14 protein-coding genes are annotated in these 15,698 nt (G+C 65.5%); 9 read left to right on the top strand and 5 right to left on the bottom strand.

What is annotated here, in order from left to right:
• The first annotated feature begins 322 nt into the window (after nt 1–322).
• From HL671_RS02695 to HL671_RS02685, 3 genes are read left to right on the top strand one after another with little or no spacing between them, the layout of a single operon-like run.
• The gene (locus HL671_RS02695; RefSeq protein WP_172235516.1) at nt 323–1,366 is read left to right on the top strand and encodes an aromatic ring-hydroxylating dioxygenase subunit alpha; all 1,044 of its coding nucleotides are present in this window, start codon (nt 323–325) and stop codon (nt 1,364–1,366) included.
• A gap of 6 nt (nt 1,367–1,372) precedes the next feature.
• Complete coding sequence (locus tag HL671_RS02690) at nt 1,373–2,128, top strand: GntR family transcriptional regulator (protein ID WP_012042397.1); 756 nt, start codon at nt 1,373–1,375, stop codon at nt 2,126–2,128.
• Between the two features lie 10 nt (nt 2,129–2,138).
• Complete coding sequence (locus HL671_RS02685; protein ID WP_012042398.1) at nt 2,139–3,119, top strand: PDR/VanB family oxidoreductase; 981 nt, start codon at nt 2,139–2,141, stop codon at nt 3,117–3,119.
• Between the two features lie 35 nt (nt 3,120–3,154).
• Here the strand turns inward: HL671_RS02685 and HL671_RS02680 are convergent, their stop codons facing one another.
• Both HL671_RS02680 and HL671_RS02675 read right to left on the bottom strand, forming a co-directional pair.
• On the bottom strand, nt 3,155–3,805 hold the full coding sequence (locus HL671_RS02680) for a hypothetical protein (protein ID WP_012042399.1): 651 nt from the start codon (nt 3,803–3,805) through the stop codon (nt 3,155–3,157).
• A 138-nt stretch (nt 3,806–3,943) separates the two neighbouring features.
• On the bottom strand, nt 3,944–4,978 hold the full coding sequence (locus tag HL671_RS02675) for a cobalamin-independent methionine synthase II family protein (RefSeq protein ID WP_172235604.1): 1,035 nt from the start codon (nt 4,976–4,978) through the stop codon (nt 3,944–3,946).
• 175 nt (nt 4,979–5,153) lie between these two features.
• Here HL671_RS02675 and HL671_RS02670 point away from each other — a divergent pair, with 175 nt between their 5' ends.
• The 3 genes from HL671_RS02670 to hemC all read left to right on the top strand — a co-directional run bounded on the left by HL671_RS02670 (nt 5,154) and on the right by hemC (nt 9,060).
• Nucleotides 5,154–6,347, top strand: a complete 1,194-nt coding sequence (locus HL671_RS02670) for an acetate/propionate family kinase (protein WP_172235515.1) — start codon at nt 5,154–5,156, stop codon at nt 6,345–6,347.
• A 94-nt stretch (nt 6,348–6,441) separates the two neighbouring features.
• On the top strand, nt 6,442–8,067 hold the full coding sequence (locus tag HL671_RS02665; RefSeq protein ID WP_172235603.1) for a GMC family oxidoreductase: 1,626 nt from the start codon (nt 6,442–6,444) through the stop codon (nt 8,065–8,067).
• Nucleotides 8,068–8,082: 15 nt separating this feature from the next.
• A complete protein-coding gene (gene hemC, locus HL671_RS02660) occupies nt 8,083–9,060 on the top strand; it encodes a hydroxymethylbilane synthase (protein WP_172235514.1) in 978 nt (325 codons plus the stop codon).
• A gap of 4 nt (nt 9,061–9,064) precedes the next feature.
• Here hemC and hemE read toward each other — a convergent pair whose 3' ends face one another.
• On the bottom strand, nt 9,065–10,096 hold the full coding sequence (gene hemE / locus HL671_RS02655; RefSeq protein WP_172235602.1) for a uroporphyrinogen decarboxylase: 1,032 nt from the start codon (nt 10,094–10,096) through the stop codon (nt 9,065–9,067).
• 227 nt (nt 10,097–10,323) lie between these two features.
• Here hemE and HL671_RS02650 point away from each other — a divergent pair, with 227 nt between their 5' ends.
• Together HL671_RS02650 and HL671_RS02645 are read left to right on the top strand one after the other, a co-directional pair.
• Nucleotides 10,324–10,572, top strand: coding sequence for a hypothetical protein (locus tag HL671_RS02650; RefSeq protein ID WP_012042405.1), 249 nt, complete (start codon nt 10,324–10,326; stop codon nt 10,570–10,572).
• 165 nt (nt 10,573–10,737) lie between these two features.
• Complete coding sequence (locus HL671_RS02645; protein WP_172235513.1) at nt 10,738–12,648, top strand: diguanylate cyclase; 1,911 nt, start codon at nt 10,738–10,740, stop codon at nt 12,646–12,648.
• Between the two features lie 13 nt (nt 12,649–12,661).
• On the opposite strand, the gene HL671_RS02640 is transcribed toward HL671_RS02645, so the two are convergent.
• Nucleotides 12,662–12,889, bottom strand: a complete 228-nt coding sequence (locus HL671_RS02640; RefSeq protein WP_172235512.1) for a SlyX family protein — start codon at nt 12,887–12,889, stop codon at nt 12,662–12,664.
• Nucleotides 12,886–13,653: an oxygen-dependent tRNA uridine(34) hydroxylase TrhO gene (gene trhO / locus HL671_RS02635; protein WP_172235511.1), complete on the bottom strand. Its 768-nt coding sequence runs from the start codon at nt 13,651–13,653 to the stop codon at nt 12,886–12,888. The genes HL671_RS02640 and trhO overlap by 4 nt, the downstream gene beginning before the upstream one ends.
• A 134-nt stretch (nt 13,654–13,787) precedes the next feature.
• Between trhO and ggt the strand changes: the two genes are divergently transcribed.
• Complete coding sequence (ggt, locus tag HL671_RS02630) at nt 13,788–15,374, top strand: gamma-glutamyltransferase (protein ID WP_041750524.1); 1,587 nt, start codon at nt 13,788–13,790, stop codon at nt 15,372–15,374.
• Nucleotides 15,375–15,698: the final 324 nt, after the last annotated feature.

Genomic DNA, 15,698 nt, shown 5'->3' with positions numbered 1-15,698 from the left:
ACCGTCTGATCCGGCCAAGCCCAAATCTCGTTCTATGCCCGGCGACGTGAGGGAACATGGCAGAGGCGGCGCGGCAGCCGATCGGGATCCAATCTGTCCCGCGCCGGACCGGCGGGAGCGCTGAGCGAAGACAGCCGGCGGCCGATCGAGGCTGCCGCTGGAGATGAAAATGCCCGGCCGAGAAGCGGATTGTATACCGAGAGCGGTAACTTCGGACGGAATTACAAGAGAACTTGCCGGAAAGGCGCGTCTGATGTATACAATTCATGGCGGTTGAGTATACCGACCTGCCAGTATACTAATATATCAGTGAGGAAACGTGATGGCTGCTTCGTTCCCCATGAACGCCTGGTATGCCGCTGCCTGGGATGCCGAGGTCAAGCAGGCTCTGCTGCCTCGCACCATCTGCGGCAAGCATGTGGTGATGTACCGCAAAGCCGACGGCTCCATCGCAGCGCTCGAAGACGCCTGCTGGCACCGGCTGGTTCCGCTGTCCAAGGGACGGCTGGAAGGCGACACGGTCGTCTGCGGCTATCACGGCCTGAAGTTCAGCCCGCAGGGCCGCTGCACTTTCATGCCGTCTCAGGAAACCATCAATCCGTCCGCCTGCGTGCGCGCTTATCCGGCCGTCGAGCGTCATCGTTTCATCTGGCTGTGGATGGGCGATCCGGCACTGGCCGATCCGGCCACGATCCCCGACATGCACTGGAATCACGATCCGGCCTGGGCGGGCGACGGCAAGACGATTCAGGTCAAATGCGACTACCGCCTGGTGGTCGACAATCTGATGGACCTTACGCACGAGACCTTCGTGCACGGCTCGTCGATCGGCAATGATGCGGTGGCGGAAGCGCCGTTCGATGTCACCCATGGCGAGCGCACCGCGACCGTGACGCGCTGGATGCGCGGCATCGAGCCGCCGCCGTTCTGGGCCAAGCAGCTGGGCAAGCCCGGTCTGGTCGACCGCTGGCAGATCATCCGGTTCGAGGCGCCATGCACGGTGACGATCGATGTCGGCGTCGCGCCGACGGGGACGGGCGCGCCGGAAGGCGACCGTTCGCAGGGCGTCAACGGCATGGTGCTCAACACCATCACGCCGGAGACCGACAAGACCTGCCATTATTTCTGGGCTTTCGCCCGCAACTACCAGCTCACCGAGCAGCGGCTGACGACCGAGATCCGCGAGGGCGTATCGGGCATCTTCCGCGAGGATGAGCTGATCCTGGAAGCACAGCAGCGCGCCATGGACGAAAATCCGGGACGCGTCTTCTACAATCTCAACATCGATGCAGGGGCGATGTGGGCGCGGCGGATCATCGACCGGATGATCGCGCGCGAGACACCGCTGCGCGAAGCCGCGGAGTAATCGGACATGGCAGAGCGTGAGAATGAGCGCTCGATTTCCCAGACTGTTCGTGCGCAGCTGACGCTGCGCGACCTGATCCTCACCGGCGCGCTGCGGCCGGGCGAGCGCATCTCGGAGCTGCAGGCGGTGGAAGCTGCCGGCGTCTCGCGCACCCCGGTGCGCATGGCGCTGGTGCGGCTGGAAGAGGAGGGGCTGCTGGAGGCGATTCCGTCCGGCGGCTTCATGGTCAAATCGTTCTCCGAGCGCGACGTGCTCGATTCCATCGAGATTCGCGGCACGATGGAAGGTCTGGCGGCGCGCATCGCCGCCGAGCGCGGCGTCTCCGTGCGCGATACCGAGCCGATGCGCGAATGCCTGGCGCAGATCGACGAGCTGATCGCGCCGGCCGAAATCTCCTTCGACGCGTTCTCTGCCTATGTCGCGCTCAATGCCCGCTTCCACGCGCTGCTGGCCGAGCTGTCGCGCAGTGCGCCGGTGATCCGCCAGGTCGATCGCGCCAGTGCGTTGCCCTTTGCGTCGCCGAGCGGTTTCGTCATGGCGCAGTCGGCGCTGCCCGAGGCACGCCATATCCTGGTCGTGGCCCAGGAGCACCATCGCATCGTCGTCGATGCGATCGAGAACCGGGAAGGCGCGCGCGCCGAGGCGATCATGCGGGAGCATGCCCGGCTTGCAGCCCGCAATTTGCGCCTGGCGGTTAGGACGCGCGGACCTATGGACCTCGTTCCGGCCGCAGTGCTGATCAAGACGCAGACCGAGAGCTGAGGAGACCATCATGCGCTTCCAGGACAATTGGTCGCCCGCCACGCTCGTGGCGACGCGCGATCTCGCGCCGGGCATTCGCGAGTTCATCCTGCGGCCGGACGGCTATGCCTGCGCGCCCTATCCGGTCGGCAGCCACATCAAGGTCAGCGTTTTCATCGCGGGTCAGGCGGATGTCCGCTCTTATTCACTGGTCGGCGAGGCCGACCCGCGGGGTTACCGGATCGCGGTGCGCTTCGCCGAGGATTCGCGCGGCGGCTCACGCTATCTGTGGTCGCTGCAGCCGGGCGCCCGGCTCGACGTGACCAGCCCGACCTCGCTGCTGCAGGTCGACTGGCAGCGCCAGCATTATTGTCTCGTCGCCGGCGGCATCGGCATCACGCCTTTGGTCGGTGCCGCACAGGCGCTGATGCGCAAGACGCCGAATGTCGCGCTGCATTATGCGGTGAGATCGCGCGGCGATGCGGCCTATCTCGATGAGCTGTCGCCGCTGCTCGGCGATCGGCTTGCGGTCTATGCGGCCGACCAGGCGCAGCGGCTCGATCTGGCAGGCCTGTTCGCCGGCTTGCCGGCCGGCACCGCCGTCCTGTTCTGCGGGCCGATGCGGATGCTGGACGCCGCGCGTGCGGCCTGGGCCGCATGCGGCCGGGCGTCGTCCGACCTCAATTATGAGACGTTCGGATCATCAGGTCGTCTGGCGACCGAGCCGTTCAAGGTGCGGCTGCGCGGCAGCGGCGAGGAGATCATCGTGCCGCGCGATCGCTCGATGCTCGATGTGCTGAATGCAGCAGGACACGAGGTCATGGCCGATTGCCGCCGCGGCGAATGTGGGGTCTGCGCGATCGACGTGGTTGCGGTCGAAGGCGAGATCGATCATCGCGACGTGTTCTTCAGCGAGGAGCAGAAGCACGACAATCGCAAGCTCTGCGCCTGCGTGTCCCGCGCCCATGGCGTCGTGACAATCGACACGTTGGAGCGCGCTGACGCGTTGTGAGGTCCATGGTTGTGAGGTCGGCGTAAGGTCAGCGGCTATTTGTCGGTCAGGCTGACTGGCGTTTGCACTTGTGCTCCGGTCGACGACCTCCGGCCGCTCTGCTCGGCGGCCAGCGCGGCGCGGGCCGCCTTGAGCCGCGCATCGGCATCCTTGTCGGCGAGCAGCGCGTCGGTGAGGTTGGCGTCTGCGGTGTGCGCCGCCTCGGTCGCCGCTTTCGCCGCGGCGATATTGGCGGGATTGGGATTGGCCTTGGCCAGCGCGTCGGCGGCGTTGCGATCGGCCACCGCCTTCTCATTGGCGGCCAGCGCGGCATCGAGATTGGCGTCGGCGACGGTCTCCGCAGCTTCCGCGGCGGCCAGCGCCGCGGCGGCCGGACTGAGCGGCGGACGCGGCTTGGCCGTGCGGTCCGAAGCTGGCGCCACCGGCCTCGCGCTGGGCTGTGGGGGCGGCAGCGGTTGCGCGGCCACCGGCGGCGCGCTGGGGTGTTGGATTGCAGGAGGTTGCAGCGACGGCATCGCGGGAACGAGGTCGAGCGGCACCATGCGCGCGAACGAACTGCGCGCGTCGCGCATCAGGCCGCCCATGACGTCGTCGAGCGGATCGGCCATTGCAGTCCCGCTTGATGCTGCGCAGCCCAGCACGGCGATTGAGCCGAGGACGTGTCTGGCGGTGATGCAAACGGTCATCCGAGCCTCCATATCCGAAGAGGTCGGCCCAACCGATCTCCTGGCGCTCGCCGTCTGCCTTATTCCGGAAATGCGGGCGCAGGGTGGTGTGATCGTGAAGGACGCTGCCCGACATGCGCCGCTTCTGCCACATTGGTTTCAGGCGAGCTCCTCGCGGACCTGCGCTGCCGCCGCACACATCGCCTGCAATTTGCCGAAGGCGGTCGCGCGCGGCAAATATTTCATGCCGCAATCCGGCGCGACGACGAGATGCTCCGGTGCCACGATGTTGAGACCGCTGCGGATGCGGGCGGCGATCACGGCGACCGGTTCGACCTCGGGATCGCCAAGATCGAGCACGCCGAGCACGATGGTCTTGGCCGAAAGATCCTTGAGAACGCCGAGATCGAGCCGCGGCTGCGCCGCCTCGATCGCGATCTGCTCCGCGCAGCAATCAGCGAGTTCGGACAGGAACGGGTATCCGGTCGGTTTGCTGGAGCCGGGCACGATGGCCGCATAGCCGAAGCAGACGTGAACGATGGTCGGAACCGTAATATGATCGAGCGCCCGGTCGATGGCTTTCACCGCAAAACGCCGCGCAGCCGGGGGATTGTTGCGCACCCAGGGTTCGTCGAGCTGGATGACGTCGGCGCCCGCCCTTTGCAGATCGCGCGCTTCGGCATTGACGACCTCGGCGAAGGCCATCGCGAGCGCCTCGTCGTCGCGGTAGAAATCATCCTGCGCCTGCTGGGCCAAGGTGAACGGCCCGGGCAAGGTGATCTTGGCGGCGCGGCTTGTGTTGCGGCGGAGGAACTCCATGTCGCGCAGCTCGATCGGGTACTTTCGTCTGATCGGCCCGACTACGCGCGGCACGGGCGTCTTGAGTCCCGAAGGCGAGACGATGATGGCCGGATTGTCGGCATCGATGCCGTCGAGCGCGGTGGCGAAACGGTTCGAGTAGCTCTCGCGCCGGATTTCGCCGTCCGACACGATGTCGATCCCGGCTTGCTCCATGTCATGGATCGCGACGATCGTCGCATCGTCCTGAGCGTCGTCGAGCAGCGGCCGCTGGATCCGCCACATGCCCTGCATGCGAATGCGGGGAACCGACTTTGCGAGCATGGCGCGATCGACCAGCCAGTCCGGCTGCGGGTAGCTTCCGACCACGGTGGTCGGCAGAAGATGTCGAGGCATGGTCACCGCGCTGGTCCTCTCCGCGATCCGGCTCGCTTGGGCAGAATGTCAGCATACGATATTATCGGCCTGGCGATACAACCTGGCGTTTTATTTGTTTTTGGACCGTCATGAAAACGGGTCGTATTTTCCGCAGTTTGCACGATGGCGCGCGGCCAAGACGAGGACCAGCAGCATGACGATGCGCCACATCCTGACCCTCAACGCCGGCTCGTCGTCGATCAAGTTTGCACTGTTCGAGGACGCGGCCGGCCCGGTCGAAATCCTGCGGGGCCAAGTCGAAGGGCTCGGTACCGCGACGCCGCATCTCGAAGCCCGTTCGAGCAGCCGCATCTTGGCTGATGAGCGGCTCGATCCGGAAAGGGCGACCGATCATGAAGCGGCTCTCACCGTGGTCATCGATGTTCTGCAGCGCGCTGCCGGTCGCGCGACCGTCGATGCGATTGGCCACCGCATCGTCCATGGCGGGCTCGCCTTCACACGGCCCATCGTCGTCGCCGATGAGGACCTGACGCGTCTCGAGGCGCTCAATCCCCTGGCGCCGCTGCATCAGCCCCACAATCTCTCCGGCGTTCGCGCGGCGCACCGGGCTTTCCCCGGCGCGCTGCAGGTGGCTTGCTTCGACACCGCCTTCCACCGCTCCCATCCCTGGGTCAATGATACCTACGCCTTGCCGCGCGAGCTCTATGAGCAGGGCGTCCGGCGCTACGGCTTCCACGGTCTGTCCTATGAGTACGTGATCTCGCGATTGCAGGAGATTGCACCGCAGGCCGAGAAGGGCCGCGTCGTCGTCATGCATCTCGGCAACGGCGCGTCGATGTGTGCGATTCGCGACGGGCGGAGCATCGGCTCGTCGATGGGCTTCACCGCGCTCGACGGATTGCCGATGGGGACGCGCTGCGGGCAGTTGGATCCTGGCGTCGTTCTCTACCTGCTGCAGGAGAAGCGGATGACCGCCGCGGCGGTCACCGATCTCCTCTACAATCATTCGGGTCTCAAGGGCCTGTCGGGACTGTCGCAGGACATGCGTGAGCTGGAAGCGGCGGATACGCCGGAGGCCCGGCAGGCCGTCGATTATTTCGTCGACCGCATCAGGCGGGAGCTCGGCGCCATGGCAGCGGTCCTCTCCGGCGTGGACGCGATCGTGTTCTGCGGCGGTATCGGCGAGCACGCCTGGCGCGTTCGGGAGCGCGTCTGCCGAGACTTCGAATGGCTTGGCATCGCGCTCGACGCGCGCCGGAACCGCGCGAGCGAAACCGTGATCTCGTCGGAGGGCTCGGACATCAGCGTGTTCGTCATCAACACCAACGAGGAGCTGATGATCGCGCGGCACACTGCGCAGCTGCTTGCAGCAGGAGGGAAGACCTGATCCAGCCGGCCAGCCCTGTCGATTTGCCGCTTGCATGTCCCGGTTTTTTGGTATCTCCAGGATGAAACAACAAGAGAGCCTGGGCGGGGAAACGATGGAAGGCAGCGTGGCGTTACGGGGGGCGGACCTGGAGTTCGACTACATCGTGGTCGGGGCCGGCTCGGCCGGCTGCGTGCTCGCCAACCGCCTCAGCAAGGACGGCAAGCATACCGTGCTGCTGCTCGAGGCGGGCCCGAAGGACACCAATATCTGGATCCACGTCCCGCTCGGCTACGGCAAGCTGTTCAAGGACAAGACCGTCAACTGGATGTACCAGACCGAGCCGGAGCCCGGGCTCGGCGGCCGTTCCGTGTTTCAGCCGCGCGGCAAGGTGCTCGGCGGCTCCAGTTCGATCAATGGTCTGCTTTATGTCCGCGGCCAGCACGAGGACTATGACCGCTGGCGGCAGCGCGGCAATGTCGGCTGGGGCTATGACGACGTCCTGCCTTATTTCAAGCGGGCGGAAAATCAGTCGCGCGGCGCCGATGATTACCATGGGGTCGGTGGCCCGCTCCCGGTGTCCGACTGGAGGCACGAGGATCCGCTCTCGGAGGCGTTCGTCAAGGCAGCTGGCGAGACCGGTCTACCGTTCAATGCCGATTTCAACGGTGCAAGCCAGGAAGGCGCCGGCTTCTTCCAGACGACGACACGGCATGGGCGGCGCGCCAGCAGCGCGGTATCCTATCTGCGGCCGGCGCTCGGTCGCAGCAATCTTCACGTGGAGACCGACGCGCTGGCCCAGCGTATCCTGTTCGACGGCCGCCGCGCGTCCGGCGTCACGTTCAGCCAGCGCGGCCGGCTGCGGACGGCCCGTGCCCGCAGAGAAATTCTCGTATCGAGCGGCGCCTATAATTCGCCCCAACTGCTGCAGCTGTCCGGCGTAGGTCCGGCCGGTCTCTTGAAGCAGCATGGCATCGACGTCGTGCTCGATGCGCCAGGCGTCGGCAGCGACCTGCAGGATCATCTGCAGGTGCGCATCGTGATGCGGTGCAGCCAGCGCATCACGCTCAATGATATTGTCAACAATCCGGTGCGCAAGCTGCTCGCCGGCGCCCGCTATGCCGCCTTCCGCAAGGGACCGCTGACGATCGCGGCCGGCACCGCGGGCGCCTTCTTCAAGAGCGATCCGAGGCTGGCGAGCCCGGACATCCAGATCCATTTCATCCCGTTCTCGACGGACAAAATGGGCGAAAAGCTGCACGCCTTTTCCGGCTTCACGGCTTCGGTCTGCCAGTTGCGGCCGGAAAGCCGCGGCTCGCTGCGGATCAGGAGCGCCGACCCGGCGGCAGCCCCGGAAATCCGCATCAATTATCTCGCCAGCGAGACCGACCGGCGCGCCAATATCGACGGCATCCGGATCCTGCGAAAAATCCTGGCGGCGCCGGCCCTGAAGCCGTATGTCTCGGATGAAGCCTATCCGGGGTCCAAGATCGTGAGCGACGACGATATCCTGGCCTATTGTCGGCAGACCGGCAGCACGATCTATCATCCAACCTCGACCTGCCGGATGGGGACGGATGACTTGGCGGTGGTCGATCAGCGTCTGCGGGTGCGTGGCATCGATGGTCTGCGCGTCGTCGACGCCTCGATCATGCCGGATCTGGTTTCGGGCAACACCAATGCGCCGGTCATCATGATCGCGGAAAAAGCCTCCGACATGATCTTGCAGGACGCGCGCTGACGCAGGAATGAATTCGTGACACGTTTCCGGATCGGCACCCGCAAGAGCACGATGGCGTTGGCGCAGACGGAGGAAATCGCACGCCGTCTGCAGGCGGCAATTCCCTCGCTCGACATCGAGATCGTCAAATTCGAGACGACAGGAGATTCCGACCAGACCAGCAAGCTCTTGACCCATGGCGGCAAGGGCGGGGCATTCGTGGCCGAAATTCGCCGTGCGATGCTGGACGGCAGACTGCATGCGGCGATGCATTCGTTGAAGGACATGCCGGGCAATGAAGAGACCCCGGGCCTGGTCATCGCGGCGCTGCTCTCGCGTGATCCGCCAGGCGACGTGCTGGTCTTGCGGCGCGGGCTGTCGTTGGACGAATTCCGCAAGGATGGCGGCCGTGGCTTCAAGATCGGCACAAATGCGGTTCGCCGCGCCGCCTATGCGCGGCGGCTGTTCCCGCAGGCCGAGCTCATCCATTTCCGCGGCGCGGCCGATACCCGTATCCGCAAGCTCGACAATGGCGAGCTGCAGCGGCTTCCCGATGGCGGGGCGGTCGGACCGGCGGATGCTCTGATCATGGCGCGGTCCGGCCTGGAGCGTGTCGGTCTCTCCGACCGCGCCTCGTTCGACTTCGCAGCCGCCGATATGCTGCCAGCGGTTGGGCAGGGCATCGTCGCGGTCGAGTGCCCGTCCCTGGATTGGGAGACGCGGCGCATCCTCGCGACGATCGACGATGGCGCAGCGCGAAGCTGCGCCGACGCGGAGCGCGAGGTGCTGTGGGTGCTCAATGGGCACTGCAATTCGCCGATCGCGGGCTTCGCGACCATCGACAGGGACCAGATGACCTTGACCGCCTCAGTGCTCGACGAGGATGGCGGCCGCTTCATCGAAGCCCAGCGCGCCGGTCCCGCTGATCGCCCCCGCGAGCTTGGCCGCGCGGTCGGACTCGAACTGCTTGCCAACGGCGCGGCCGAGCTGATCGAGCGCAGCCGGCCGCGTTAGTGCGTCACCCCTTGTAAGCGCGGACGCGCTTGAGCATTTGCTCGACATGGGCGATCGGTGTCTCCGGCAGGATGCCGTGGCCGAGATTGAAGATGTGGCGGCCGCCCGCATAGCTCGCCAGCACGTCGTCGACCGCCTGGTCGAGCGCCGCGCCGCCGGTCATCAGCGCCAGCGGATCGAGATTGCCCTGAACGGCGACCTTGCTCTGCACCCGTTCGCGCACCAGGCCAGGCTCGGCGGTCCAGTCGATGCTGACGGCGTCGACGGCGGTCTCGGCGACATAGCTCGGCAGCAACGCACCGGCGCCGCGCGGAAAACCGATGATCTTGGCGTCGGGCCGCGCCTTGCGGACACCTTCGACGATGCGGCGCGTCGGTGCCACCGACCAGCGCGCGAACTCGCGCGGTGACAACACACCGGCCCAGGTGTCGAAGATCTGCAGCGCGTCGGCGCCGGCTTCCAGCTGTTTGAGCAAATAGGCGATCGAGCTCTCGACCAGCGCGTCGATGATCCTGCTGAAGGCCTCGGGCTGGGCATAAGCGAGCAGCCGCGCCGGTGCCTGGTCGGGCGTGCCTTGACCTGCAACCATGTAGGTGGCCACTGTCCAGGGCGCGCCACAGAAGCCGATCAGCGCGGTGCTCTTGGGGAGCTCTGCACGGACGCGGCGCAGCGCCTCGAACACGGCGTCGAGCTTCGTCAGGTCCGCATGTCCTGCGAGCGTGGCGATCTTCTCGGGCGTATCGAGCGGATCAAGCCGCGGCCCTTCTCCGACCTCGAAGCGCACGCTGCGGCCGAGCGCGTGCGGGATCACCAGAATATCGGAGAAGATGATTGCGGCGTCGAAGCCGAACCGCCGGATCGGCTGCAACGTGACCTCGGCCGCCATCTCGGGGTTGAAGCAGAGATCGAGGAAGCCGCCGGCCTTCGCGCGCACTTCGCGATATTCGGGCAAATAGCGGCCCGCCTGTCGCATCATCCAGGCCGGAGGCGCGCTTTGCCGCTGACCGGCCAGCACATCGATGAAAGGCTTGTTCACGGCAGTCTCACTCACGCTGGGGCTCCGCAACCTCGGGAACAGTATACCTTCCGTGATACATGGCCACGCGGTTCCGGCCAAGCTCCTATCGGTCGCAACTCGGCGGTCGGCGAGGATTCTGGTTGCCGCGCGGCAGGACCTCCCCGATCTCGGCTACGGAGGGCGGTCCCGGCTGTCGGGGAACACCGCCGATCTCGCTGCGTTGTCCCCTGACAGGGAGACAGATCATGGCCGAGAAGTTCAATCCCGCACCGCCGGACAAGCATGCGGTTGATCCGCGCGAAGCCGCCCGTCTCGATCGTGAGACCAAGACGCCGCTCGACAAGGGGCTGATGGACACGTTTCCGGCGTCCGACCCGGTGAGCCTGCAACAGCCTTCGACCACGCGCGTGAAGGGGAACGACACAGACTTGCGCGGTCATGAGCGAGATGCGCCGTCGCTGTGGGAAAAGGTGCGTTCGGTCTTCGCTCGCTGAACTAACAGAAGCGGTCATCCCCGGTGTGTTCGTTGTATGATCCCGTAGTTGTACGGTAGATGCCGTAGTCTTACGGGGCGCTGCAGACGTCGGCGGACCAGCCTCATTTCAGAGTTAAATAAGATGTTCCATGGGACTCTCTCCTGGTCCGGAGAGTCCCGCGGAATGGACGTTGTTGCGACCAGAGTTGATCCCAGCCGCTTGCCGATGTGGGCTGCTGGCATCCTTGCGTTTGTGTGCGGGGCGATCCTCGCATTCAGCGGCTGGAGCGAATGGGAGTGGCGCAACAACGAACTGCGTAACGCGGAAGTCGAGCTCGGCAATCTGACCCGGTCGCTGACGCAGCATGTGGAGGACACGTTCGAGCTGGCGGATTCGCTGATCAGGGGCGTGGTCACCGCTCTGGAGAGAGATGACGGCAAGCCTGGCGGTATCGAACGGCTTCAGGCGTTCCTGACGGCGAGAAAAGCCAATCTCGGACGGGTCAGGGGAATCTTCGCCTACGACCAGAGCGGAGCGTGGCTTGCGACAACCGAGGACGTCAATCTCTCCAACTACAACAATGCCGATCGCGACTATTTTGCCCGTCACAGGATCTCGGCGGACCGCTCGCTTCTGATCGGCCGCCCTGTCCGGAGCAAGTCAGGAGGGCAATGGGTCATTACATTGTCGCGGCGCTGGAATCATGCTGACGGCCGTTTCGCCGGTGTCGTGGCGGCGACGATCGATGTCGCTTACTTCGCTCAGTTCTATCGCCAGTTCGATGTCGGGCACCGCGGCACCATCAGTCTGATGGCACGTGATGGCACCCTTCTCGCGGATAACTCGATCCCCAATCCGCAGGAGCTTGGACGTCCCATGCTGGAAACCATTCCCTATCACCCGCTCTCGGGTGTCTTGCGCTTTCGCCTGGCGGACGACGATCTCGATCGCATCGGGACCTATCAGCATGCCCAACGTTACCCGTTCCTGGTGCTTGCAACACGGACGCAGGCCGACGTGCTTGCTGTGTGGAGACGCGATGCGCTGATCCGGGTCGGGGTGCTGGTCTGTCTTGTTGCCCTTGTCGTCGCGATCGGCGCCTTCCTCGTCAAGCAGTTGCTGCAGCGGCAGCGTCTGGCCGCAGCCTTGGCCGCGAAGGAGGAGAACTTCCGGCTGCTTGCCGAGGGCTCCAGCGACATCGTGACTCGGATCGAGTTGGACGAATGCATCGGCTATGTTTCGCCCTCCACGATGCGCGTTCTTGGCTGGCATCCCTCGCAGCTGCTCGGCAAGCGCGCGATCTCCGGCGTGAATCCGCTGGATCGTCCGCAGCTGCAGGAAATGCTCGATCAGATCAAGAAGGGCATCGTCGACGAGGCGCGCGCGACCTATCGCATGCGGCGCCGGGACAAGTCCGAGATCTGGGTCGAAGCCACGATCCGCGCCACCCGCCGGCCGGATGGGACGCTCGACGGCTTCGTTGCGGTTACCCGCGACGTGACGCAGCAGAAAGCCTTGCAGGGCCGGCTCGAGACGCTTGCGATCGAGGATGGCCTGACCGGCCTCGCCAATCGCCGCCGCTTCGACGAGCGGCTGCTGGAGGAGTGGGGCAGGGCGTATCGCGACAAGACCTCGCTCGCATTGCTGATGATCGACATCGACCATTTCAAGGCCTTCAACGACAGCTACGGCCATCCGGCGGGTGACGAGTGCCTGCACACCGTTGCCGGAATCCTTGCCGACGAGGCGCAGCGCAGCTCGGATCTCGCAGCCCGCTATGGCGGTGAGGAGTTCGCGATTCTGCTGCCGAACACCGATGCTGCGGGATGCGCCCGGCTCGGCGAGCGCATCAGGCGGGCCCTGCACGAGGCCCGCATCACGCACGACCACAATGGGCCGGGTATCGTGACGGCGAGCATCGGCGGCGCGGTGTGCCGTCCCGGCTTCGAACGCTCGGCCGGTCCGGCGTCGCTGATCGAGGCGGCGGACCGCGCCCTCTACGCCGCCAAGGATGGTGGCCGCGACCGCGTGGTCATGGCCGGGGAGATCATCGAGCTGCCGTCCGGCAAGACGCCGGCGACGGTTCCGGCGTGATGTCGCTTCGCCGTCAGTAATGCGGCGGCCGTTCGTTGCGCGGCCCCTCGGCATTGGTCTGCGCATCTTCGAGCCGCTCGACGAGCAGGGCGATCTGCCGCTTCAGCGCGTCGATCTCGCGCCACTGCGCCGTGATGGTCTGGTTGAGCGTCTCGATCGTGTCGTCCTGGAACGTCAGCCGCATCTCCAGGCGGTCGATCCGCTCGCCGAACTCCTGGTCCGGCTGCTCGAAGCTGCTCATCGCGGGTCCTCCGGGACGTTCTGCTGCATCGCATGGCCCTGCTCCCGCAGGCCGTGACCGAGCGTGACCCGATCGTCGAAGACGAAACAGCCGCCACGCCAAAGGCTCTCGGCTTCCGGGATCTCCTCGAGATAGCTGAGGATGCCGCCCTTCAGGTGGTAGACCTCGGAGAAGCCCCGTGCGAGCAGCAGTGCGCTGGCCTTTTCGCAGCGGATGCCGCCGGTGCAGAACATCGCGATCCGCTTATGCTTGGCCGGATCGAGCGCGCGCGCCACGAAATCCTTGAACTGGCCGAAGCTCTGCAGCCCGGGATCGATCGCCCCGTCGAAGGTGCCGAGCGCGACCTCGAATGCATTCCTGGTGTCGAGGACGACGGTATCCGGCGCCGTGATCAGCGCGTTCCAATCGGTGGGACTGACATAGGTCCCGACCTGCCGGGTCGGATCAGCGGCGGGATCGCCCAGCGTGACGATCTCGCGCTTCAATCTCACTTTCAGGCGCTGAAAGGGCATCGCCGCAGCCGACGAGAATTTCAGCTCCAGATTGTCCAGCCGGCCGGCAAACAGCGGCCCGTGGCGGAATTCGTCCACCAGCGCGGCGATCGCCTGGTCGGTCCCGGCCACCGTGCCGTTGATGCCCTCTGCGGCGAGCAGGATGCTGCCCTTGATGGCACGTTCCGCGCAGAAGGCATGAAGCGGCGAGCGCAAGTCACGGAAATCCGGCAGCGCGACGAATTGATAGAAGGCAGCGACGCTCAAGGGCATGCGGCCGTTTAGCAGCAGACCTGATCATAGAAAAGCTGGTATCCCCGGCCATTGCCGAGGCCGGAAGGAATATGCCATGTAGCCGACCAGCCCCCTGGCATTCCAGCCACCACCCGATCACGCAGCGAGCCACGATGAGAAGCTTCCATTTCCCTGGCAGGTCCACGGTTCACGCCCAGAACGGCATGATCGCAACCTCGCATCCGCAGGCCGCGCTGGCCGGCATCGAGGTGCTGCGCGCCGGCGGCACAGCGGCGGACGCGGCGGTCGCGGCCTGCGCGCTGCTCGGGGTGATTGAACCGCAGTCGACCGGAATCGGCGGCGACTGTTTCGCTTTGGTACAGCCCAAGGGGGAGGGCCGGATCACGGCCTATAACGGCTCCGGCCGTGCACCGATGGCCGCAACGGTGGACTGGTACCTGGAGCGCAAGATCCATTCGGTGCCGCTGACCTCGGCCCATGCCGTGTCCGTTCCCGGTGCGATCGATGCCTGGGACCGCATCCTGCGCGACCACGGCCGGCTCGGGCTTGATCGTCTGCTGCAGCCTGCGATCCGCGCCGCGGAGGACGGCTATGTGGTGGCGCCGCGCGTCGCCTTCGACTGGAACAATCAGTTCGAGAAGCTCAGGAACGGCACCAACACCGCCCGCTATTTTCTGCCGCATGGCAAGGTCGCCGCGGTCGGCGATGTCATCCGCCAGCCGGAACTGGCGCAGACGCTGCGCATCATCGCCAAGGAGGGGCCAAAGGGCTTCTACACCGGCGCGGTGGCCGAGGACATGGTGCAGACCTTGCGCGGCATCGGCGGCCTGCACACGCTGGAGGACTTCGCCAACCACCAGACCGAGGTGACCGCGCCGATCGGCACCAGCTACAAGGATTACGACGTCTGGCAGTGCCCGCCCAACGGCCCGGGCATCACCATGCTGGTGATGCTCAACATCCTGTCGCGTTTCGACCTGACCCGGATCGCGCCGCTCAGCGTCGAGCGCTTCCATCTCGAAGCCGAGGCTGCACGCATCGCCTACATGATGCGCGAGCAGCACATCGGCGACCCCGCGCATATGACGACCGAGGTCGCGAGCATCCTCGCCAAGGAATTCGCGGACGAGTACATTTCGCAGATCAGCCTCGACAAGCTGCTCGACCTGCCGAACGTCGCGCCGCCGATGAATCCGGAGACGGTCTATATCACCGTCGTCGACCGCGACCGCAATGTCTGCTCGTTCATCAATTCGATCGCGCATTCGTTCGGCTCGGCGATCGTGTCCAACGAGACCGGCGTTCTGCTGCAGAACCGCGCCGGCGGCTTCCGCATCCAGCCGGACCATCCGAACTGCATCGGGCCGGGCAAGCGTCCGCTGCACACGATCATCCCGGCGCTTGCCACCAAGGCCGGCCGCGCCCAGATGTCGTTCGGCGTCATGGGCGGCCAGTATCAGCCGGTCGGCCAGACCCACGTGCTGACCAACATCCTGGACTATGGCTGCGACGTGCAGGAAGCGATCGATATGGCCAGGGGTCTGCACTACGAGGGCGTCTATCAGCTCGAGGACGGCGTGCCGGCCGACGTGGTCGAAGGGCTGCAGAAGATCGGCCATAAGACCTCCAAAGTGGTCTCGCCGCTCGGTGGTGGCCAGGCGATCTGGATCGACTGGGACAAGGGCACGCTCACCGGCGGCTCCGACCCGCGCAAGGATGGCTGCGCGCTGGGGTATTGAGGCGAGGCTCTTCGTCGTCGCGAGCGCAGTGAAAGCGATCCAGAGCGACGGCCGTGGCTCTGGATTTCTTCGTCGGTGCGCTCCTCGCATCGACGATGACAGATGCGTAGGGGGCGCGTTCACGGCTCAAACAGCGATCGACATGGCTTCACGTCTCGCGGCAAGGGATGCCCGAGGTCTGCATCAGGTCGTCCCTCGCGAGATTGCAGAGGGCGCAGGGAATGCCGGGTGAAGACCTCACCCATGGCCCGCCTGCGAACAAGAATGCAGGCGGCAGGTACCACAGGCAAAGCCGATCATCCGGCATTCCCTGCGCGGCGGTCT

This window comes from Bradyrhizobium denitrificans, from assembly GCF_013179005.1.
GTDB classification, from domain to species: Bacteria; Pseudomonadota; Alphaproteobacteria; order Rhizobiales; family Xanthobacteraceae; genus Bradyrhizobium; species Bradyrhizobium denitrificans.
The sequence above is the reverse complement of the archived record's forward strand: the minus strand, read 5'-3'. Positions and strand labels throughout refer to the sequence as shown.